21 protein-coding genes are annotated in these 20151 nt (G+C 69.4%); 9 read left to right on the forward strand and 12 right to left on the reverse strand.

Annotated features, from left to right (window positions below; genetic code table 11):
• Positions 1-66: 66 nt before the first annotated feature.
• On the reverse strand, positions 67-516 hold the full coding sequence (locus tag G7043_RS39515) for a YybH family protein (protein ID WP_166053816.1): 450 nt from the start codon (positions 514-516) through the stop codon (positions 67-69).
• A 105-nt stretch (positions 517-621) separates the two neighbouring features.
• On the opposite strand from G7043_RS39515, the gene G7043_RS39520 reads away from it, so the two are divergent.
• Both G7043_RS39520 and G7043_RS39525 read left to right on the forward strand, forming a co-directional pair.
• Positions 622-996, forward strand: coding sequence for a YciI family protein (locus G7043_RS39520; protein ID WP_166053817.1), 375 nt, complete (start codon positions 622-624; stop codon positions 994-996).
• Positions 993-2171, forward strand: a complete 1179-nt coding sequence (locus tag G7043_RS39525) for an RNA polymerase sigma factor (protein ID WP_166053818.1) — start codon at positions 993-995, stop codon at positions 2169-2171. Before G7043_RS39520 ends, G7043_RS39525 begins: the two co-directional genes overlap by 4 nt.
• Here G7043_RS39525 and G7043_RS39530 read toward each other — a convergent pair.
• Genes G7043_RS39530 through G7043_RS39540 form a run of 3 tightly spaced genes read right to left on the reverse strand, consistent with a single transcriptional unit; the run spans position 2143 to position 4718 of the window.
• Positions 2143-2835, reverse strand: a complete 693-nt coding sequence (locus G7043_RS39530; RefSeq protein WP_313888302.1) for a histidine phosphatase family protein — start codon at positions 2833-2835, stop codon at positions 2143-2145. The two genes, G7043_RS39525 and G7043_RS39530, sit on opposite strands and share 29 nt — an antisense overlap.
• Before the next feature lie 9 nt (positions 2836-2844).
• Complete coding sequence (locus tag G7043_RS39535; RefSeq protein WP_166053819.1) at positions 2845-3672, reverse strand: undecaprenyl-diphosphate phosphatase; 828 nt, start codon at positions 3670-3672, stop codon at positions 2845-2847.
• Complete coding sequence (locus tag G7043_RS39540) at positions 3669-4718, reverse strand: LLM class F420-dependent oxidoreductase (RefSeq protein WP_166053820.1); 1050 nt, start codon at positions 4716-4718, stop codon at positions 3669-3671. Before G7043_RS39540 ends, G7043_RS39535 begins: the two co-directional genes overlap by 4 nt.
• A 72-nt stretch (positions 4719-4790) precedes the next feature.
• On the opposite strand from G7043_RS39540, the gene G7043_RS39545 reads away from it, so the two are divergent.
• The 4 genes from G7043_RS39545 to G7043_RS39560 all read left to right on the forward strand — a co-directional run bounded on the left by G7043_RS39545 (position 4791) and on the right by G7043_RS39560 (position 7494).
• On the forward strand, positions 4791-5756 hold the full coding sequence (locus tag G7043_RS39545) for an aldo/keto reductase (RefSeq protein ID WP_086664294.1): 966 nt from the start codon (positions 4791-4793) through the stop codon (positions 5754-5756).
• 48 nt (positions 5757-5804) lie between these two features.
• Positions 5805-6494 (forward strand): carbonic anhydrase, encoded by a 690-nt coding sequence (locus G7043_RS39550; protein ID WP_166053821.1) that lies wholly within the window; start codon positions 5805-5807, stop codon positions 6492-6494.
• Between the two features lie 134 nt (positions 6495-6628).
• Entirely contained in the window at positions 6629-7285 is a 657-nt protein-coding gene (locus G7043_RS39555) for a YncE family protein (protein ID WP_166053822.1), read from the forward strand.
• Positions 7282-7494 (forward strand): DUF5703 family protein, encoded by a 213-nt coding sequence (locus G7043_RS39560; RefSeq protein WP_166053823.1) that lies wholly within the window; start codon positions 7282-7284, stop codon positions 7492-7494. The genes G7043_RS39555 and G7043_RS39560 overlap by 4 nt, the downstream gene beginning before the upstream one ends.
• On the opposite strand, the gene G7043_RS39565 is transcribed toward G7043_RS39560, so the two are convergent.
• Positions 7487-8422: an aldo/keto reductase gene (locus tag G7043_RS39565; RefSeq protein WP_166053824.1), complete on the reverse strand. Its 936-nt coding sequence runs from the start codon at positions 8420-8422 to the stop codon at positions 7487-7489. The two genes, G7043_RS39560 and G7043_RS39565, sit on opposite strands and share 8 nt — an antisense overlap.
• Positions 8423-8490: 68 nt before the next feature.
• Between G7043_RS39565 and G7043_RS39570 the strand changes: the two genes are divergently transcribed.
• The 3 genes from G7043_RS39570 to G7043_RS39580 all read left to right on the forward strand — a co-directional run bounded on the left by G7043_RS39570 (position 8491) and on the right by G7043_RS39580 (position 13544).
• Complete coding sequence (locus G7043_RS39570; protein ID WP_166053825.1) at positions 8491-9213, forward strand: helix-turn-helix domain-containing protein; 723 nt, start codon at positions 8491-8493, stop codon at positions 9211-9213.
• 46 nt (positions 9214-9259) lie between these two features.
• Entirely contained in the window at positions 9260-12913 is a 3654-nt protein-coding gene (locus G7043_RS39575; RefSeq protein WP_166053826.1) for an nSTAND1 domain-containing NTPase, read from the forward strand.
• Between the two features lie 187 nt (positions 12914-13100).
• Positions 13101-13544 (forward strand): hypothetical protein, encoded by a 444-nt coding sequence (locus tag G7043_RS39580; protein ID WP_166053827.1) that lies wholly within the window; start codon positions 13101-13103, stop codon positions 13542-13544.
• Positions 13545-13596: 52 nt separating this feature from the next.
• Here the strand turns inward: G7043_RS39580 and G7043_RS39585 are convergent, their stop codons facing one another.
• The 7 genes from G7043_RS39585 to G7043_RS39615 form a co-directional block, all read right to left on the reverse strand.
• The gene (locus G7043_RS39585) at positions 13597-14430 is read right to left on the reverse strand and encodes an alpha/beta fold hydrolase (protein ID WP_166053828.1); all 834 of its coding nucleotides are present in this window, start codon (positions 14428-14430) and stop codon (positions 13597-13599) included.
• 57 nt (positions 14431-14487) lie between these two features.
• Positions 14488-15240 (reverse strand): SDR family oxidoreductase, encoded by a 753-nt coding sequence (locus G7043_RS39590; RefSeq protein ID WP_166053829.1) that lies wholly within the window; start codon positions 15238-15240, stop codon positions 14488-14490.
• A 10-nt stretch (positions 15241-15250) separates the two neighbouring features.
• On the reverse strand, positions 15251-16576 hold the full coding sequence (locus G7043_RS39595) for a M20/M25/M40 family metallo-hydrolase (protein WP_313888303.1): 1326 nt from the start codon (positions 16574-16576) through the stop codon (positions 15251-15253).
• Between the two features lie 38 nt (positions 16577-16614).
• A complete protein-coding gene (locus tag G7043_RS39600) occupies positions 16615-17505 on the reverse strand; it encodes a glutaminase (protein ID WP_166053830.1) in 891 nt (296 codons plus the stop codon).
• A 25-nt stretch (positions 17506-17530) separates the two neighbouring features.
• On the reverse strand, positions 17531-18124 hold the full coding sequence (locus tag G7043_RS39605; protein ID WP_166053831.1) for a DUF6801 domain-containing protein: 594 nt from the start codon (positions 18122-18124) through the stop codon (positions 17531-17533).
• A 143-nt stretch (positions 18125-18267) separates the two neighbouring features.
• Entirely contained in the window at positions 18268-19425 is a 1158-nt protein-coding gene (locus tag G7043_RS39610; RefSeq protein WP_166053832.1) for a helix-turn-helix domain-containing protein, read from the reverse strand.
• A 58-nt stretch (positions 19426-19483) separates the two neighbouring features.
• Positions 19484-20146 (reverse strand): GAP family protein, encoded by a 663-nt coding sequence (locus G7043_RS39615; protein WP_166053833.1) that lies wholly within the window; start codon positions 20144-20146, stop codon positions 19484-19486.
• Positions 20147-20151: the final 5 nt, after the last annotated feature.

The following is a 20151-nucleotide window of genomic DNA, read 5'->3' on the forward strand; positions in this document are numbered from 1 at the left end:
CCCGCCCTCCCCGAGCGCCGAGGCCCGGACCGACCCCCTGCACGGTCCGGGCCTCGGCACACCTTTCTACGGCCGCAGATCGGTGGCCGCCAGGAACGACCCGTCCATGTGGAACGGCACCGACTGGTGCTCGTGCGTGACCAGCCACCGCCCGTCACGCCGCCGCAGCCCCACGGTCGTGCGCATCCACATCGAGAACCCCTCCGGATAACCGACCGGAACCGCCGCCATCCGCGACAGCCCGTGCACGAACGCCACGTCCCCGGACACCGCGATCTCCAGGCCGCGGTGCTCGATCGTGATCGGCCCGGTGAACCCGGCCATCCACCCCGCCAACGCCTCCGGGTCACGGGCGTCCAGACCGGTGTTGCGCAGCGGCGGAGCCAACGTGAACGTCACCGCGTCCGCGGCGTACCGGGCGACGACCCGTTCCGGTGAGCGTTCCCGCATGCCCTGCTCGAACTCGGTGAACACCGCCCGGATCGCGGCCTCGTCCTGCACCAGCGTGCTCGTCATCTCGAAACCTCCGTCAAGTCGGCTGACACACCGATGTCGAGACACGCCCCGCGGTCTCGACATGGCGGTGAGAAGATTTTTGGCAGCCACGAGCGGAGGCCCGAAGTGAAGTACCTGATCCTGATCTACAGCAACCCGAAGTCGCGGGCCGCGTGGGACAAGCTCACCGACGAGCAGCAGATGCAGTTCGGCAAGGACCACTACGACCTCACCGACCGGCTGCGCGCGTCCGGGGAGCTGATCGTCAGCGAGGGCCTTCCCGGACCGGAGACCGGCAAGGGCGTGAGCATCCGCGACGGCGAGGTCGTGGTCACCGACGGGCCGTTCGCCGAGGCCAAGGAGTACCTCGCCGGCTTCTACCTGGTCGAGGCGGACACGATCGACCAGGTCATCGCGCACGCGGCCACGCTGCCGGACGCCCACAACGACGGCATCGAGGTCAGGCCGGTCTGGGACATGTCGATGCTGGACGACATGTGAGGACCACCCCGCGCGTCGAGAGCCTGCTGCGTGAACTCGCGCCGCAGGTCCTCGGCGTGCTCGTCCGCCGTCACGGGCAGTTCGACGTGTGCGAGGACGCCGTGCAGGAAGCCCTGCTCGGCGCCGCCCAGCAATGGCCGCGCGACGGCGTCCCGGACAACCCCAAGGGCTGGCTGATCACCGCGGCCAGCCGGCGCTGGATCGAGCAGTACCGCTCGGACACCGCACGACGCCTGCGCGAGGAGAAGGTCGTCGCGCTGACACCGCCGCCGCCGGATCCGGTACCCGCGCAGGACGACACGCTCACGATCCTCGCGCTGTGCTGCCACGAATCACTCACCACCGCCTCGCAGATCGCGCTGACGCTGCGCGCGGTCGGAGGCCTGACCACGGCCGAGATCGCCCGCGCGTTCCTGGTACCGGAAGCGACGATCGCGCAACGCATCAGCCGTGCCAAGCAGAAGGTCAAAGGCGCCCGGTTCCGGGCGCCGCACGACCTCACCGCGGTCCTGCACGTGCTCTACCTGATCTTCACCGAGGGCTCCACCGCGAGCTCCGGCGACGACCTGGTCCGCGTCGACCTCACCGCCGAGGCGATCCGGCTGACCCGCCAGCTGCACCGCCGACGCCCCCACGACGGCGAACTCGCCGGGCTGCTCGCGTTGATGCTGCTCACCGACGCACGCCGGCCCGCCCGCACCGACGAGAACGGCGCACTGATCCCGCTCGCGGAACAGGACCGCGGCAAGTGGGACCGGCAGGCCATCAGCGAGGGCACGGAACTCATCCAGAAAGCGCTCGAAACCGCGCAGATCGGCCCGTACCAGCTGCAGGCGGCGATCGCGGCCGTGCACGCGGACGCCAAGACCGCGCAAGACACCGACTGGCACGAGATTCTCGGCCTCTACGAGCTGCTGACCGTCACCGCGCCCGGCCCGATGGTGGCGCTGAACCGGATCGTGGCGGTCGCGATGGTCCACGGCCCGCGACAAGCGCTGGAAGAACTGTCCACACTGGACCTCGACCACTACCGCGTGCACGCCGTGCGAGCACATCTCCTTGACCTGCAAGGAGATCACGAACAAGCGAAAGCCGAGTACGAGAAGGCGGCGAAGCTGACGCTGAGCGTGCCCGAACGGCGCTACCTCAGCTCCCGGTCGCGCCGCCCACGGTAGCGTCCGACGACGGCTCCTCCTGCGGCGGCGCCGCGGGCACCACACCCGCGAGATCACCACCGTTGTCGTTGACCCGCAACACGAACGGCCGCGTCTGCGTGTACTGCACCACCGAGATCGAACACGGATCCACCACGATCCGCTGGAACCCGTCCAGGTGCACACCCAGCGCGTCGGCCAGCACCGCCTTGATCACATCGCCGTGCGAGCACAACACCCACACCGCACCCGGCCCGTGTTCCGCCGTGATCCGGGCGTCATGCGCGCGCACAGCGGCGACCGCACGGGCCTGCACGTGCGCGAGACCCTCACCCTCGGGGAACACCGCGGCGGAAGGATGCTGCTGCACGACCGCCCACAACGGCTCGTTGAACAGGTCCTTCAACGCCTTGCCGGTCCACGCGCCGTAGTCCACTTCGGACACGTCCGGCTCCGCGACAGCTTCCAGCGCCCGGTCCGCCAGCAGCGGCGCCAGCGTCTCCTCGCAGCGCTGCAACGGAGACGACACCACCGCGGCGACCGGAATGTCCTTCAACCGGCCCACGAGCGCCGCGGCCTGAGCCTGCCCGCGTTCGTCCAAACCCACGCCCAACGATCTTCCAGCGAGCACACCGGAACCGTTGGCGGTGGAACGAGCATGTCGGAGCAGGATCACCGTGGCCACGACATCACCTTAGATCGGCTGCAACAACCCCATCGACAGCAGCCCCATCAGCACGAGACCCAACATCAGCCGATACCACACGAACGCCGAGTAAGAATGCTTCGACACGTACTTCAACAACCACGCGATCGTCGCGTACCCCACCACGAACGAGATCAGCGTCGCCACGATCATCTGCGGAATCGACGCCTGCTCACCGCCACCCGAGCGCTCCAGCACGTCCGGGATCGAGAACAACCCCGCCCCGAACACCGCCGGAATCGCCAGCAGGAACGAGTACCGCGCCGCCGCCTCACGCGTCAGACCCAGGAACAACCCCGCGGTCAGCGTGCCACCCGAACGGGACACGCCCGGGATGAGCGCCAGCGCCTGCGCCAGCCCCATCCCGACCGCGTCCTTCAACCGCAGCTCGTCGCGCTGCTGCTTGGCCAGGTGATCCGCCAGGCCGAGCAGCAGACCGAACACCACCAGCATCGTCGCGGTGATCCACAGGTTCCGCGCCGACGTCCGGATCTCGTCCTTGAACAGGTACCCGAGCACCGAGATCGGCACCGAACCGATGATCACGTACCAGGCGAGCCTGTAGTCCTTCTCCTTGCGCGCTTCCGCGCTGAAGAGGCCGCGGAACCAGGCGGAGATGAACCGCCCGATGTCCTTGGCGAAGTAGATCAGCACCGCCACCTCGGTACCCAACTGGATGACCGCGGTGAACGAGGCGCCCGCGTCGTTGCCGAAGAACAGCGTCGACGTGATGCGCAGGTGCGCACTGCTGGAAATCGGCAGGAATTCCGTCAGTCCTTGGACCAGTCCGAGGACCAGAGCCTGCAACCAGCTCAACTACCCACTCCTGCCAGATCCAAAGCGTCGGCCGCGGCACGAAGGCCCGCGATCCCCTGCTCGAGATCTTGCAGCATCGGCGAAACGGACAGCGTGGTGACCCCCGCGGCGGCGAGAGCCTTCATCTTGTCTGCTATGCGCTCCTTCGGGCCCAGCAACGACGTCGCGTCCAGGAACTCCAGCGGGATCGCCGCCATCGCACCGGCGTAGTCACGGGCCAGGTACTTCTCCTGGATCTCCTCGGCCTCGGCCGGGAAACCCATCCGCACCATCAGGTTGTTGTAGAAGTTCTGCTTGCGCGACCCCATGCCGCCGACGTACAGCGCCGTGTACGCACGAACCGGGTCAGCGCACGCCTTCCAGTCCTCACCGACGATCAACGGCACGGTCGGGACGACGTCGAAGCCGTCCATCGTCTTGCCGGCCTTCTCGCGCCCGGCCTTGACACTGGCCAGGGACTCCGCCGAGTACTCCGGCGAGAAGAAGATCGCCAACCACCCGTCCGCGATCTCACCCGTGAGCTCCAGGTTCTTCGGACCCACCGCGGCGAGATAGATCGGAATCTGGTCACGCACGGGGTGCACGGTCAGCTGCAACGCCTTACCCGGACCGTCCGGAAGCGGCAGCGTGTAGTGCTCACCCTCATAACGCAGCTTCTCGCGCGTGAGAGCCTTCTTCACGATCTCCACGTACTCACGCGTGCGCGCCAACGGCTTGTCGAACCGCACACCGTGCCAGCCCTCCGACACCTGCGGACCCGACACGCCAAGACCCATCCGGAACCGCCCACCCGACAGGGTGTCCAGCGTCGCCCCGGTCATCGCCGCCATCGCCGGCGTCCGCGCCGGAATCTGGAAGATCGCGCTACCGACGTCGATCCGTTCGGTCTGCGCGGCCACCCACGCGAGCACCGTCGGCGCGTCGGAACCGTAGGCCTCCGCGGCCCACACCACCGAAAAGCCGAGCCGGTCGGCCTCTTTGGCCAGCTCAAGGTTCGCGGCGTCGTTGCCGGCGCCCCAGTATCCGAGGTTCAATCCGAGCTTCACGAGCCGAGACCCTACCGGTCAGTAACACCGATTGCCAGGCTGAGCCGATGATCACCCCTTAGCATCGCGCACGTGGAACAGCGATACCTCGGCCGCAGCGGCCTCCGCGTCTCCAGGACGGCACTGGGCACGATGACGTGGGGCCACGACACCGACGCGGACGAGGCCGCCACCCAACTCATGGCCTTCGCCGACGCCGGCGGCACCCTCATCGACACCGCCGACGTCTACACCGACGGCGAAGCCGAACGCATCCTCGGCGGCCTGCTCGGCGAAATCGTCCCCCGCGACGAACTCGTCCTCGCCACCAAAGCCGTCGCCCGCCGCACCGAAGGCCCGTTCGGCGGAGGAGCCTCCCGCGGCGCCCTGCTGTCCGCATTGGACGGCTCACTGCGCCGCATCGGCGTCGACCACATCGACCTGTGGCAACTGCACGCCTGGGACGCGGGCGTCCCCATCGAGGAGACCCTCTCCGCCGTCGACCACGCCATCTCCACCGGCAAGGTCCGCTATGCCGGGATCTCCAACTACAGCGGATGGCAACTCGCCACCGCCGTGCTCACGCCCTCCACCTACCCCCTGATCTCCACCCAGGTCGAATACTCCCTGCTCGAACGCGGCATCGAACGCGAAGTCGCCCCCGCCGCCCTGCACCACGGCCTCGGCCTGCTGCCGTGGGCCCCCCTCGGCCGTGGCGTCCTGACCGGCAAATACCGCAACGGCACCCCACCGGACTCCCGCGGCGCCTCCGCACACTTCGCCGGATACGTCGAACAGCACCGCAACGAGCGTGCGGCCCGGATCGTGCAGGCCGTCGCCACCGCCGCCGACGGGCTCGGCACCTCACCACTGTGCGTCGCCCTCGCCTGGGTCCGCGACCGGCCCGGCGTCGTCGCACCGGTCGTCGGCGCCCGCGACACCAACCAGCTCATCGCCTCACTGGAAGCCGAGCAACTGACGTTGCCACCGGCCATCCGGGCAGCGTTGGACGACGTGAGCGCCATCGAGCTCGGCTACCCGGAACGCCCCATGCCTTGAGCCACCCCGCCACATTAGACCGAACGGAGTAGGGCTACCTTGCGCGCCGTGCCCGAATTAACCCGCCGCGCCTTCGTCGGCCTCTCCGCAACCGCCCTGGTCACCACCCCCGCGGCCAACGCCCTCCCCACCAACCCCCGAGCAGCCCAAGACGCCTGGACCCGCCTCCTCGAAGGCAACAGCAGATTCGTCGAAGGCCGCCAGATCCACCCCCACGCCACCGGCCACTGGCGCGAACAACTCGTCGACGGCCAGCACCCGTTCGCCTGCGTCCTCGGCTGCGCCGACTCCCGCGTCCCACCCGAGATCGTGTTCGACGACGGCCTCGGCGACATCTTCACCATCCGCGCCGCCGGCGAAGTCCTCGACTCCAGCGTCATCGGCAGCATCGAGTACGCCGTCGAACACCTCCACGTCCCGCTCGTCGTGGTCCTCGGACACGCCGGCTGCGGAGCCGTCAGCGCCACCATCGACGTCGTCCGCGGCACAAGCCACGTCACCGGCGACATCAGCACCCTCGTCCGCACCATCGAACCCGCCGTCCGCGCCACCGCCCCACGCGCCGACCACCGCGAGTTCCTCGCCGCGTGCGTCGCCGAACAAGCCCTCCGCACCACCGAAGTCCTGCAGGAACGCAGTGTGATCATCCGCACCGCGATCGCCGAACGGGCCCTCGGCCTCGTTGCTGCTTCGTATGACTTGAGTTCGGGCAGGGTCGTTCAACTCGAAAAGCATTGATTTTAGGCAACACTGAAGCAATCAAATCTACTGACCGAAGAAGCCGAACGGGTTTTCACCCCCACCCCTTGCGTGACCTGTGACCGCCTGTCAGGGATGCTGGAGAGGACGACTTCCGCGAAGGGAACCCGATCTTGCGCCGGCTCGCTGCTCTGCTCCTGACCACCGCCACGCTCGCAGCGTGCGGCCAGAGCGAGAGCTCACAAGACCCGCTGCAGGTCGCGGAAACCCTCGAGGCGGCCAAACCCGCCCACTCCCCCGCCCAGAACGCCACCCCGCCCGGCCAAATCACCCCCGGCGGCACGTTCAGCGAAGGCGACCCCACGCAGAAGTTCCACGTCAACGGCCGTGACGTCGAACTCGACCGGCTGCGCAGCGCGGTCTTCGAAATGACCACCGACGACAAGGGCACCCCCACCCGAGGCGCCGGCATCAGAGCCGGCGACGGCGCCACCAACGGCGTACCCGACCGCTTCGGCCGGCTGCTCGTCGTCGACACCCGCGGCGGGGAGTTCATCGCCTTCTCGATCAACCCGCTGATCATGCGCCAGCGCTACCCCGTGCCCGGCGCGCCCTACGGCATCGCCTACGACGCCAAGCGCGACATCGCGTGGATCACGCTCACCGAGCGCAACGAGGTCGTCGGACTCAACGTCGCCGGTGGCGAACCGACCGAGAAACACCGGTTCCCCACCGTGCGTCAACCCAACACGGTCAGCGTCGACCAGGAGACCGGACGTGTCACGGTCACGTCCGGCGACAACGGAGGGATACAGGTGATCTCGCCATGAACGAAGGGGTGATCGACGGGGACTGGGAATACCGGCCGCTGCGTCTGCCGCCGGGAATCTCACGCCGCACCGCGACCACGCAGTTGGCCATCCACGCCGAGTTCGCGGGCTGGGAACTCTCCCGCACGCTGCTCTACGGCGACGGCTCCCGCAAGATCTGGCTGCGCCGCAAGCGCCAGCCCGACCTCGTACCAGGCCTGATCACCTGATCACGGCCTCACCGAACGCGAACGGGCTCGCCTCGCACTCCGCGATGAAGTCCGCCGGAAAGCCCCGCTCGAACGGGGCCGCCGCCGCAAGGCGCGCGACCGCTTCCGGCGGCAACTCCACCGAGCCCAGGCAGTCCGCGACCTGCTCCGGTGTCCGCGCGCCCACCAACGGCAACGCCCCCGAAGCACGCACCCACGCCAACGCCACCTGAGCCGGCGTCGCCCCCAACTCCTCCGCGACCGCCCGCACGGCCTCCGCCACGCGTTCCTCCCCCGCCGAGAGCCGCCCCGCCCGCCGCGTCCCACCGGACAACTTCCCCGCGGCCAACGGCGACCACGCCGCCACGCTCATCCCCAGAGCCGACGCCATCGGCAGCAGCTCCCGCTCGACGTCCCGCCGAAGCAGGTTGTACGGCACCTGCAACCCCGCGAACGGCGTCCAGCCCCGCCACTCCGCCAGCGTGTTCGCCCGCGCCACGAACCACGCCGGCGCGTCCGACACCCCGACGTAGAGCACCTTCCCCGCCCGCACCACGTCGTCCAGCGCCCGCATCGTCTCCTCCGCGGGCGTGTGGCGGTCCCACAAGTGCACCCACAGCACGTCCACGTAGTCCGTGCGCAACCGCCGCAGTGACTGCTCCAGCGACAGCACCAGGTTCTTGCGGTGATTCCCGCCCGCGTTCGCATCCCGCACGTCCCGCGACAACGTGTACTTCGTCGCCAGCACGAACCGGTCCCGCCGCCGCAGCACCGCGCCGAGAACCTCCTCGCTCTCCCCGTACGCCGAAGCCGTGTCCAGGAAGTTCCCACCCGCGTCGGCGTAGACGTCGATCACCCGCCGCGCTTCCTCCTCCGCACGCAACGTCATCGTGCCCAGCAACAACTCCGAGACCCGCAGACCGGTCCGCCCGAACAGTCGGTATCGCATGATCCACAGCATCGCCGCCCACGACGACCACAGGGAGACCCGCTCAGGGCCCCTCTAAGCTCACGATCATGGCCGACAACGCACTCGGCAGGTTCGTGCGCGCCCGCCGCGAAGCCACGACGCCGCCCACCCGGGAGCGCCGCCGCACACCAGGTCTGAGGCGCGGCGAGCTCGCCGACCGAGCTGGGATCAGCGTCGAGTACCTCACCCGCCTCGAACGCGGCACCGACCGCTCCCCGTCCGGCCAGGTCCTCACCTCCCTCGCCGACGCGCTCGACCTCACCGCCGACGAACGCATCCACCTGTACCGCCTGATCAAGGCGGACAGCACCTGCGAACCACCCAGTCCCCCGCAGCTGCGGCCAACCGTCCTCAAGACGCTCGAAGCGCTCGAACCCACCGCGGCGTGCGTGCTGAGCCCGGCAGGTGACGTCCTGGCGTCCACGGCGCAGTTCCACAAGATCTCGGGCCTCGGCGCCGAGCAGAACACCGTGCGCTTCGCCTTCAGCTCCGAGGCCAAGGCCCACTACCCCGACTGGGACCAGATCGCGAACCACCGCGCCGCCTCCCTGCGGGCAGCCGCCGACCTCGGCGACCACACCGCGGCCGCGCTCGCGTTCGAACTGTCCATCACCGCCGGCGCGGCCTTCGCCGACCGCTACCACTCCTCCGCGTCGCTGCCACCCACCACCGGCACCGAACGGTGGGGCCCGCACGTCCTGGTGTTCGACACGCTGTACGTCCCAGGAGATGGCGAGCACCGGTTGATGCTCTACTTCAGTCAACACTGAAGCTATTGAGCATGACGAGCTGAAGCCGGATGGAAGAATGTCCGTCATGCCTCGCCCGGAAAAACCGCTCGACCCGTTTGCCGGGCCCGTCGAACAGTTCGCGTTCGACCTGCGCAAGCTCCGCGAAAAGGCCGGCTCCCCCGGTTACCGGGAGCTCGGCAAGCTCAGCCACTACTCCGCCAGCACCCTCGCCGACGCCGCCCGCGGCCAGCGGCTGCCGAGCCTCGCCGTGGCGCTCGCGTTCGTCCGGGCCTGCGGCGGCGACGAGGAGGCGTGGGAACGACGCTGGCGTGACATCGGCGAGCAGGAAGCCGACGAACCCGCCTCCGCCTCCCCCTACGTCGGCCTCCAGGCGTTCACCGAACACGACGCCGACCGCTTCTTCGGACGCGAGCGGCTCGTCGGCAAGCTGCTGGGCAAGCTCGAACACCAGGACACCGTGCTGGTCATCGGCGCGTCCGGATCGGGCAAGTCCTCACTGCTGCGGGCCGGGCTGCTCGCCCGCAGCGACGGCGAGCTGATCACCCCGAGCACCCACACCGCACTCCCCCGCACCGAGAAGCTGCTGGTCGTCGACCAGTTCGAAGAGATCTTCGCGCTGCCCCACCGCGACGAGTTCATCGCCGAGCTCACCCGACGCGGCCACCAGACGGTCATCGGCATGCGCGCCGACTTCTACGGCCACTGCGCCCGCTACCCCGACCTCGTCCGCGCCGTCGAGGACGCCCAGGTCCTGGTCGGCCCGATGAGCACCGACGAACTGCGCAAGGCCATCACCCAGCCCGCCGTCGAGGTCGGCTGCGCGCTCGAAACGGGACTCGTCGCCCGGCTGATCGCCGACGCCACCGGCGAACCCGGCGTCCTCCCCCACGTCAGCCACGCCCTGCTCGAAACGTGGCACCGCAAGCGCGGCAACACCCTCACGCTCACCAGCTACCACGAGAGCGGCGGCATCGCCCGCGCCATCGCCAACACCGCCGAGCACGCCTACACCAGCCTCGACGAGCGGCAACGAACCCAAGCGCGCCAGGTGTTCCTGCGGCTGGTCACCCCCGGCGACGGCACCGAGGACACGAAACGCCGCGTCAAACGCACCGAGCTCGCCGCCGACGAGGTCGTCGAACACCTCGCCGCCGCACGCATCCTCACCGTCGACGACGACAGCGTCGAGATCAGCCACGAAGCCGTCATCCGCAGCTGGCCCCGCCTCAAGGACTGGCTCGCCGAGGCACGCGACGACCTGCGCGTGCACCGCCGGCTCACCGCCGCGGCCGCCGACTGGGAGGCCCACGACCGCGACCCCGGCTCGCTCTACCGGGGCGTGCCGCTCACCAGGGCCACCGACTGGGCCGACCGCGAACCCGGCGCGCTCAACGCCGAGGAGAAGGCGTTCCTGGACGCCAGCAAAGCCGCCGCCGAACACGCCGTGGCCGCCGGCAAACGCCGCACCACCAACCTGCGCCGGGTCGTCGCGCTGCTCGCGGTCCTGCTGCTCGTGGCCACCACCGCCACCGTGTTCGCCGTACGGGCGCAACGACAGGCCACCGAACAACAGACCTCCGCCCTCGCGCAAAAGGCCATCGCCGAGGCCAACGTGCTGCAGAACCAGGACCCCGGCCTCGCCTCCCAGCTGCGCCTGGCCGCCTACCGCCTCACCGGCCTGCCCGCGACCCGCGACGCCCTGCTCAGCACGTTCGCCGCTCCCCCGGTCACCCTCGTCAAGGGCCACACCGACGCGACCTCCTACGCGGCGTTCCGCCCGGACGGCAAGGTCATGGCCACCGTCGGCGACGACAAAGCACTGATCTTCTGGGACCTCACCGACCCCCACCACCCCGCCGAGCTCAGCCGCGTCCACGCCGGCGACGACGCCACCCACCACATGACGTTCAGCGCGGACGGCACCCTGCTCGCCACCGCGAACTGGGACGGCTTCATCCGGCTCGTCGACCTCCGCGACCCGCGCCACCCCGTCGAGAAGGCACGGCTCAGCGGCCACGACGGCCAGGTGCAGGCCGTGGCGCTCACCAAGGACGCCCGCACGCTCATCAGCGCCGGCAAGGACCGCACGATCCGCTTCTGGGACCTCACCGGCAACCACCCCACCCAGGTCCGCACCATCCAGGCCCACACCGACCTCGTGCACGGCCTCGCGCTCAACGAGGCGAACACCGTCATCGGCACCGCGTCCTGGGACGGCACCGTCAAGCTCTGGGACCTCGCCACCGGCACCAACCTCAGCACCATCGACCCCAGCAACGGCGACTTCGCCAACGACTCGGTCGCCTTCTCCCCCGACGGCACCACCATGGCCACCGGCGCCGACAACGGCGAGCTCCGGCTGTGGAACATCACCGACCCGCGCAACCCGAGCGTGCTCAGCGCCAACACCGAGCACGTCTTCTCCGTGCACACCCTCGCCTTCTCCCCCGACGGACGGTTCCTCGCCTCCGGCGGCGGCGACAAGAGCACCCGGCTGTGGGACGTGCGCGACCCCAGGAACCTCCGGGCCGCCGCCGCGCTGACCGGCCACACGGACACCCTCTGGTCCCTCGCGTTCAGCTCCGACAGCCGCTACCTCGTCTCCACCAGCACCGACACGGCCGTGCGGCTGATCGACCTGGCCGACCTCGCCTACCCCCGCCACACGTGGACGGCGTGGGAACTCGCCTACGACCCGCGCGGCCGGTTCTTCGCGACGGTCTCCACCGACGGCAGCATCAAACTGTGGCGCCCCCGGGACGGCCATCCCGAAGCGATCAGCAGCCTGCCGCTGCCACCCGGCACGGAGGCGACCGCGGTCGCGCTGCACCCCCACCGCGACGTGCTCTTCTCCTCCACCCTCGCCGGCAGCACGCTGTGGGACACCACCGACCCCGCCGCGCCCCGCCGCATCGCCGACGTGCCCACCGGCGCCACCGAATGGATCGCCGCCGCCAGGTTCAGCCACGACGGCAAGCTGCTCGCGTTCGCGGAGAGCACCGGGGTGATCCAGCTCTGGAACGTCTCGGACCCGGCGTCCCCCACCCGCGCGGGCCAGTTCTCCGTCCCCGCCGTCGCGAACGTGGTCACCGTGCAGCAGATGCAGTTCACCGAGGACGACCGGGCGCTCGCCATCGCGGGCGGCAACCGGCAGCTCGAGCTGTGGGACGTGCGCGATCCCGCCCAGCCCCGCGCCTTCACCGCCATCGCCACCGACGAGGACGAACGGCCCATCCAGCGCGGCGGCCAGGCCGGACGGGACGTGGTCATGAGCGTCGCCGTCCACGGCACCGTGATGGCGTTCGCGAACATGGACAGCACGGCCACGCTCTGGGAGCTGGCCGACCCCGCCAAGCCGCGCAAGCTCGGCACCGTGCCGTACAGCGGCCCGCCGCTGCAGCGCCTGGCCTTCTCCCCCGACGGCAAGCTGCTCGCGGCCGGCACCACGGACGACCTCGTGCGCGTCTGGGACGTCAGCGACCCCGCCAAGCCGTCGGAACGCGCCGTGTTGCGCGGGCACACCGACCGCCTGTGGGGTGTCGCTTTCGCACCTGACGGTCACACCCTCGTGTCCACCGGCACGGACCGCACCGTCCGCGTCTGGGACATCGACGTCGAATCGACCGCCGCTCGCGTCTGCGCCACTACGACGGCGCACCTGTCCACTCATCAGTGGGAGCACTACTTCCCCGGTGTCGAACCGAGGCCACTCTGCTGAACAACATCCTCACCCCTTCGTCTCACCGCATTTGTAGTGCGGAAACGTTGTGTGGTGTCGATGTCGGGGCGTCGTACAACAACGTCCAGGCAATCGCCCCGGGCAGCCGGGGAGAGCAGAATCATCAGTCAACACTGAAGCAATAAAATATACCGAACTGGTTGCAGATGTGATCAGATTCCTTGTCATGGAGCTCGTGCCGCACGAAGTCGGGGTCGCGCACAGCGCACTGCCGCACGACGAAACGTCCGCCCGAGCCCTGCTCGCCGAAGCCGCGACGCAGGGCCTGCACACAGTTGTGGTCACAGCCGAGGAAGGCGACGAACAGGCGATAGCCGTGCTGCGCGAACTGCGCGCGGAATGGCACACCGAGGGCGGCCGGATCACCGCCCAGCTCGACACCGACGCCCAGGGCCAGCTCGCGCACCTGTGGGGCCTGTCGGCCGAGGAGCGCGCCGCGTGGCTCGCGGCGTTCCCCCGCCACGACGACCCGAACTGGTGGATGCACCGCCTGCTGGTGCTCAACCACCACCCGGAGTGGGCGCCGCTGAAGGACTGGCTGGTCGACGAGCACGTCCGGCTCTTCGGCCGTCCGCCGGGCAGACGCCGGTCCAGCGCGGCCGGTCGCTGAGATCCCCCTGACGTGACCGTGGGACCGGGTCGCCCCGATCCCACGGTCACGGCTACGCCTTGGCGGCCACCTCGCGGATCAGGTCCACCAGCTCCGCCGGCCGTTCCAGCGGCAGCATGTGCCCGGCATCGGCCAGGACGATCGACGTCCCGCCGAACTTCGCCGCGTCCGTCTCCGGCACCAGCCGGTCCTCGTCTCCGACGACGGCGACCACGGCCTTCTCCCCCGCGACGGTCAGCCCCGCCTCCCGGTCGTACCGGTCCACCGCGGGCCGGAACAGCGCGACCGTCTCCGGCCAGTGCCCCCACACCATGTCCGCGGTCAGCTCCACGTCCTCGTCGGCCGGCTGATCACCGAACAGCCACCACCGCAGCCCCGCGGTCTTGGTCGGCTCGATCTTCTCCCGCACCGCCCGCACGATCGGCCCGAACGCCCGTTCCAGCTCCCGCACGAGCTTCCCGACCGCCTTGGGCCACGCCAGCGAGGTCTCGCTCATCCCGCTGGCCGCCGTGGACACGAAGACGTTGCCCAGCACCCGTTGCCGGAACAGCCGCGGCCGGCGCTCGGCCATCGCCAACGCCGCCATGCCCCCCATCGAATGCCCGACGACCACGACCTGCCCCTGCGGCACGGCCCGTTCGATCAGCTCCCCCAGGTCCTCACCGAGCTGCTCGATCGTCGCCGTCTCCTTGGTCGCCGCCGCCGACTTGCCGTGCCCGCGGTGGTCGTACGCGACGACCTGGAAGTCGGCGGAGAGCTGCTCCACGACCTTGTGCCAGCTGCGGTGGTCGAGCGCGTAGCCGTGCGCCAGCACGACCGTCACCGGCGCCTCGGGGTCACCCGCACGCACCACGTTGAGCTCGGTCCCGTCCTCCAGCCGCACCATGAGTTCCCTTTCGCCGTGTCGTCTGTTCGTCCTAACGAGACAACACGGGTTCGGTTATCAAACGCGGCCGAGCACCACATCGGGTGGCCTGTAGGCCGAAGCGTGCCCGCCCGGCTGGATGATCCAGGCCTCCCCCGGTCCCCCGTCGGCCAGCACCGACTCCAGCGCGCCGGCGATGTCCCCCGGCGTCAGCAACGGCAACGAGACCGCGTCGAACTCCTCCTTGGCAGCCCCGAGCAACAGCGTGTCCACGAACCCCGGGCACAGCGCGGTCACCACGATCCCGTCCGCGGCCAGCGCCTGCCCGGCCGCCCGCGTGTACCCGACCACCGCGTGCTTGGTCAGCGTGTACAACGGATCCGCGGGCATGCCGACCAGCCCGGCCAGCGACGCGGTGATCACGATCTTGCCGCCGCCCTGCCGCCGCAACGCGGGCACCGCGGCGCACACGCCGTAGACCACGTGGTCGACGTTCACCCCGACGAGCTTGCGGTACCGCTCGACGTCCAGGGCGCCGTCGACCCCGGCCTGACCGCCGCCGATCCCGGCGTTCAGGTGCACGACGTCGAGACGCCCGAGCTCCTTCTCCACCTGTGCGACCACGGCGGGCATCGTCGCGGGGTCGGTGACGTCACCGACCACCGCGAGCCCGCCCACCGAAGAGGCGATCCGCTGTGCCCCTGCCGCGTCCAGGTCGAGCACCGCGACGGACGCGCCGAGCTCGGCCAGCCGCCGCACCACCGCGACACCGATGCCTCCCGCGCCGCCCGTCACCAACGCGACCCGGCCAGTCAAGTCCACAGTGGACACAGCGCACTCCTCAGCTGTTGCGAAGGAAACGGTCCAGAACGCGTACGCCGAACTTGAGCGCGTCCACCGGCACCCGCTCGTCCACACCGTGGAAGAGACCCGAGAAGTCGAGGTCGGAGGGCAGCTTCAACGGCGCGAAGCCGAAGTTGCGGATGCCGAGCCGCTGGAACGACTTGGCATCCGTGCCGCCGGAGAGCATGTACGGCAGCACGCGGGCGCCGGGGTCCTCGGCGATGATCGACGCCGTCATGGCGTCCACGAGAGCGCCGTCGAACGTCGTCTCGACCGGCGGCAGGCCGATCCACTCGCGTTCGACGTCCGGGCCGAGCAGCTCGGCCAGCTCGCGGTCGAACGCCTCCTCGCGGCCCGGCAGGATCCGGCAGTCGACCGTGGCCTCCGCGACGGACGGGATCACGTTCGCCTTGTAGCCCGCGGACAACATGGTCGGGTTCGCCGTGTCCCGCAGCGTCGCGCCGATCATCCGCGACAGCGCGCCGAGCTTGCCGATCGAGCCCTCGAGGTCGTCCTCGGGGAAGTCGAGGCCGGTGATCTCGGTGACGCCGTCCAGGAACTCCCGCACGGACGGGCGCACGATCAACGGCCACTTGTGCTGGTCCAGCCTGGTGACCGCGGCCGCGAGCTTCGCGACCGCGTTGTCGCGGTGGATCATGCTGCCGTGTCCCGCGGTGCCCTTGACCCGCAGCTTGAGCCACCGGATGCCCTTCTCGGCGGTCTCGACGAGGTATGCACGGACGTCGTCCTTCAGCGTGATCGAGAACCCGCCGACCTCGCTGATCGCCTCGGTGACACCCTCGAACAGCTCGGGGCGGTTCTCCACCAGCCACTTCGCGCCGAACAGGCCACCGGCCTCCTCGTCGGCGAGGAACGCGAACACGATGTCGCGCGGCGGCACGACGTTGTTGCGCTTGAAGTGCCGCGCCAGGGCCAGCGTCATGCCGACCATGTCCTTCATGTCGACCGCGCCGCGTCCCCACACGTAACCGTCCTGCACCGCGCCGGAGAACGGGTGCACGGACCACTCGGACGCGTCCGCGGGCACGACGTCGAGGTGACCGTGCACCAGGAGCGCGCCACGACTGGGATCCGAACCCGCCAGGCGCGCGATGACGTTGCCGCGGCCTTTGGCGCCTGATTCCACGTAGGTGGTCTCGTACCCGACCTCGGACAGCTTCTCCGCCACCCACTCGGCGGCCTTGCGCTCCCCCACGACCGTCGCGGGATCACCCGTGTTGGTGGTGTCGATCCTGATCAGCTCGCTGACCAGAGTCACAGCCTCGTCTTCCGCCAGCGCCAGTGCGTTGCCCGTTGTGCTCACCCCGTCTTCCTACCACCAGTTTCTTCCTGGCCGACCAGTCAGAACACCGACCAGCCCGTGAGAGTGGTGAAACGGTCCAGCGCGTCGACGCCCGCGACCGAGTTACCCCGTGCGTCCAATGCTGGACTCCACACGCAGATCGCGCACTTCCCGGGAACCACGGCGACGATTCCGCCACCGACACCGCTCTTGCCGGGCAGGCCGACCCGGTAGGCGAACTGTCCGGCCGCGTCGTAGGTGCCGCAGGTGAGCATCACGGCGTTGACCCGCTTGGCGCCGCTCACGCCCAACAGCCGTGTGCCGTCGTTGCGGACACCGTGTCGTGCGAGGAACAACGCCGAACGAGCAAGATCAGCGCAGCTCATCGCGATCGAGCACTGGCGGACGTACTCGTGCAGCACGACGTCGACGGAGTTGCGCATGTTGCCGTACGAGCCCATGAAGTGCGCGAGAGCGCGGTTGCGGTCGGAGTGGTCCAGCTCGGACTTGGCCACCTCGGGATCCACGTCGACGCTCGCGTTGCCGCTCTCCTGCCGCAGGAAGCCGAGCAGCCGGTCGGCGGCACCGTGGCCGAGGTGGTCGGTGACGACGAGCGCGCCGGCGTTGATGAACGGGTTGCGCGGGATGCCCTGCTCGGTCTCCAACTGGACCAGCGAGTTGAACGGCGAGCCGGACGGTTCACGGCCCACGCGCGTCCACACGTCGTCGTTCTCGGCGAGGGCCAGAGCCAGCATGAACGCCTTGGAGATGCTCTGGATCGAGAACGGTGTGCGGTAGTCCCCCGCGCCGAAGACCTCGCCGTCGAGTGTGGCGACGGCGAGGCCGAAGGCGTGCGGGTCGATCCTGGCCAGCGCCGGGATGTAGTCAGCGACCACACCGCTCGGCGTGACCTCGGCGGCAATGCGGTCCACCAGTTGCTGGAGCTGCATGCCGCCATCCCATCACGGGAGGAGGTCAGGCCACCGGGAAGGAGTAGAACTGGGTGTTCTGGCCGGCCTTGACCGTGCACGGGACGGTGATCGTGCCGAGCCAGGTCGGGTCACCGTTCGCGTAGCGCGGCGTGAGCTTGAGCTCCGCGCTCCCGAGCGAGATCGTCGCCGTGCCGGCGTTGGCGAGCGTCATCGCCGGGAACGTGCCCGTGGCCGTCACGTCGAACGTGCCGCTGGCCGGCACCGGCGTGTTCGGGATGGTCGACACCGACGTCAGCGTCTGGGTGGCACCGCCGTTGGTCACTGGCACGTTGCTGGTCATCGTGCCGTCCACCGACTTCGCGCCGATCCAGGCCAGCGTGCCGGTGGCGCTCTCCGACACCGTGCTCGTCACCGTCGTGTCGGACGCCGCGGTCGGCACGCCGACCGTCGCGGAGTCCGGCAGGTTCGCGGAGCTGACCGTGGTAGGCATGTCCTGCGCACCGATGAGGGTGAAGTTGCAGGAATACACGATGTCCAGCGAGGCGGTCGCCGCCAGGCTGGGGCCGGCCATCGCCACGGTCAGCGCTCCGGTGGCCAGAACGCAGGCAGCGGCGCGTGCGAAAAGTCCGGTCTTCATCTGCAGGGACCTCCTGAGTACGGCATTGAACTGCAGGAAAGTGGTGTTGCTTTACTCGCCAGTAAACTAACCACCCCGCATTCCGCAGTGCAAGAGAAAACGCACTTTTGTCACTCCGGTACGAAATGACTCGGCGTGGTTTATCAGTCCCGCTGCAACAAATAGTGCGCACGCAGCGCCAGCTCCAGCGTGAACCTCTCCTCGGCGTCGTGCATTCGGTCGCCGAACAGTTCCTCCAATTGGTTCACGCGGTAGCGCACGGTCTGCGGATGCACCTGCAGCCGCGCGGCGACCTCGGGTGCGCCGCCGCGCGCCGACAGCCACACCAGCAACGTCTCGGCGAGCTTCGTGCGTTGCAGGTCGGTCAGCGGCGCCAACGGAGCCAGCGCCCGTTCAGCCAGCTGCCGGGCCAGGAACTCGTCCGCGAGCACGGTCAGTTCGACGAGATGGTCCGCGCAGTCGAGGACGGGCCGGTCCGGCAGCACCTTCTCGCGCGCCAGCGTCAGCACGTGGCGAGCGCAGGCCAGCGAGCCGCGCGCCTGTGCGGGCACCACCGGGAGCCCGACCGCGGCCCGCCAGCCGGGCAACGCCCTGCGAACCCAGCGCGAGACCGCGGCCGGGTTCGGCACCAGCAGGTACGGCGTCGCGTCCTCGAAGTTGACCAGCACGTCGGCCGGCAGGTCGTGCACCGGCGCGGCAGACGGCTCAAGAGCCACCGCCGAGAGCCGGTCGGGCATCGGCCACGCCGCCGCGGCAGCCGCGTCCAGCACCGCCTGCCAGTTGGTCGTGGGATCGCCGACCAGGAGCTCCATCAGCTTGCGCCGCTTGCGTTCGAGCGTGCCCGCCGCACTCGCCTGCGCGGCCGCGTAGCCCTCGACCGACAAGCTCACCAGCTCGTCGACGTGGGCGATCATCGCCTCGCCGAGCACCGACATCTGGTGCAGCGACAGTTCCCGCCGCTCCGCGAACCCGCACACGTGCCGCCACGCGACCCTGGCCCCGATCCGGTACGCCGCCTGCAGGCTGTCCAGGCTGCGGCCGGACTTGAACTCCCACGCGCCGAGCTTGCGGTGGATGTCGTCGTGGGGGTCGCGTTCGGAATCCGGCGCGGCGATCATGTCCACGAACTTCACCAGCGCCTGTCGAATGCCGTCGACGACGTTCTCGCGGAACTGGCTGTATTCTGGAATAGATTTCTCGATCGCCTCGAAAATGCTCGTCGCGACGGTCGCCACTTCCATTCGGAGCAACGGCGCCAGCTCCGGCGGGACGGATCTGCGCGGATCGCCCAGCTGTGTCACGGTGGCGAGTGTAGGAGTAAAACGAAACGCGGTCGTTCAGCCAACTGGACCAAATGGTTCACAGGAAGAACAGCCGAGCGACGGCATCACGTGCCACCAGGAACCCGGCGATGCCGAGAATCCACCCGGTCGCGCCGGCGCCCTTCTCCGCGAACCACGCGCTGATCCGGTTGAGGAACGGCTCGATCCGGCCGCGCAGCGCCAGCCGCCCACCCAGCAGCAGCACCGCCGGCAAGATCATGACCAGGCAGTATCCGCCGAGCAGCAGCCCGATCTGGGCCGGTCCGAGATCGGCGGCGCTCATCATCCCGATCGCGCCCAGGTACGGCAGCATCGTCGCGAGCTCGACCACGCCCGCGAGCACCGCGACGCCGGCCAGCGCGGGCGTCGATGCGTTGATCCGGTTCTGCCACTTCCCCGTGTCGAGTTTCTTCTTGCTGTCGAACCGGAAGCTGATGACGAACAGGAACACGCCGATCACCAGTTGGATCCAGAGCGCGATCTTGCCGTCGAGGTGGTCGATCACCTGCGAGGCGCCGAGCACGATCAGCACGCCGACCGCGAAGTAGAACACCACGATCGTGCCGAGGTACACGCCGAACCTCGGCAGCCGCAGCCGTCCGGGCGTGAGCATCAGCCAGATCGGGATGAACAGAGTCCCGATGCTCGTCGAGTCCAGCAGCGCCAACCCCGCCAGCGCGGCGACCAACCCCAGTGTCATTCGTT

This window comes from Lentzea alba, assembly GCF_011067745.1.
Lineage (GTDB): Bacteria > Actinomycetota > Actinomycetes > Mycobacteriales > Pseudonocardiaceae > Lentzea > Lentzea alba.

Coding starts and splice junctions, on each gene's coding strand:
- G7043_RS39585 (WP_166053828.1), bottom strand. CDS start 14,430: ATGGTGCGGCTGGAGGACGGGACCGAGCTCAACGTGGTGCGTGCGGGT.
- G7043_RS39565 (WP_166053824.1), bottom strand. CDS start 8,422: ATGCGATACCGACTGTTCGGGCGGACCGGTCTGCGGGTCTCGGAGTTG.
- G7043_RS39600 (WP_166053830.1), bottom strand. CDS start 17,505: ATGCAGCTCCAGCAACTGGTGGACCGCATTGCCGCCGAGGTCACGCCG.
- G7043_RS39560 (WP_166053823.1), top strand. CDS start 7,282: ATGAACGAAGGGGTGATCGACGGGGACTGGGAATACCGGCCGCTGCGT.
- G7043_RS39515 (WP_166053816.1), bottom strand. CDS start 516: ATGACGAGCACGCTGGTGCAGGACGAGGCCGCGATCCGGGCGGTGTTC.
- G7043_RS39615 (WP_166053833.1), bottom strand. CDS start 20,146: ATGACACTGGGGTTGGTCGCCGCGCTGGCGGGGTTGGCGCTGCTGGAC.
- G7043_RS39575 (WP_166053826.1), top strand. CDS start 9,260: ATGCCTCGCCCGGAAAAACCGCTCGACCCGTTTGCCGGGCCCGTCGAA.
- G7043_RS39605 (WP_166053831.1), bottom strand. CDS start 18,124: ATGAAGACCGGACTTTTCGCACGCGCCGCTGCCTGCGTTCTGGCCACC.
- G7043_RS39580 (WP_166053827.1), top strand. CDS start 13,101: ATGGAGCTCGTGCCGCACGAAGTCGGGGTCGCGCACAGCGCACTGCCG.
- G7043_RS39570 (WP_166053825.1), top strand. CDS start 8,491: ATGGCCGACAACGCACTCGGCAGGTTCGTGCGCGCCCGCCGCGAAGCC.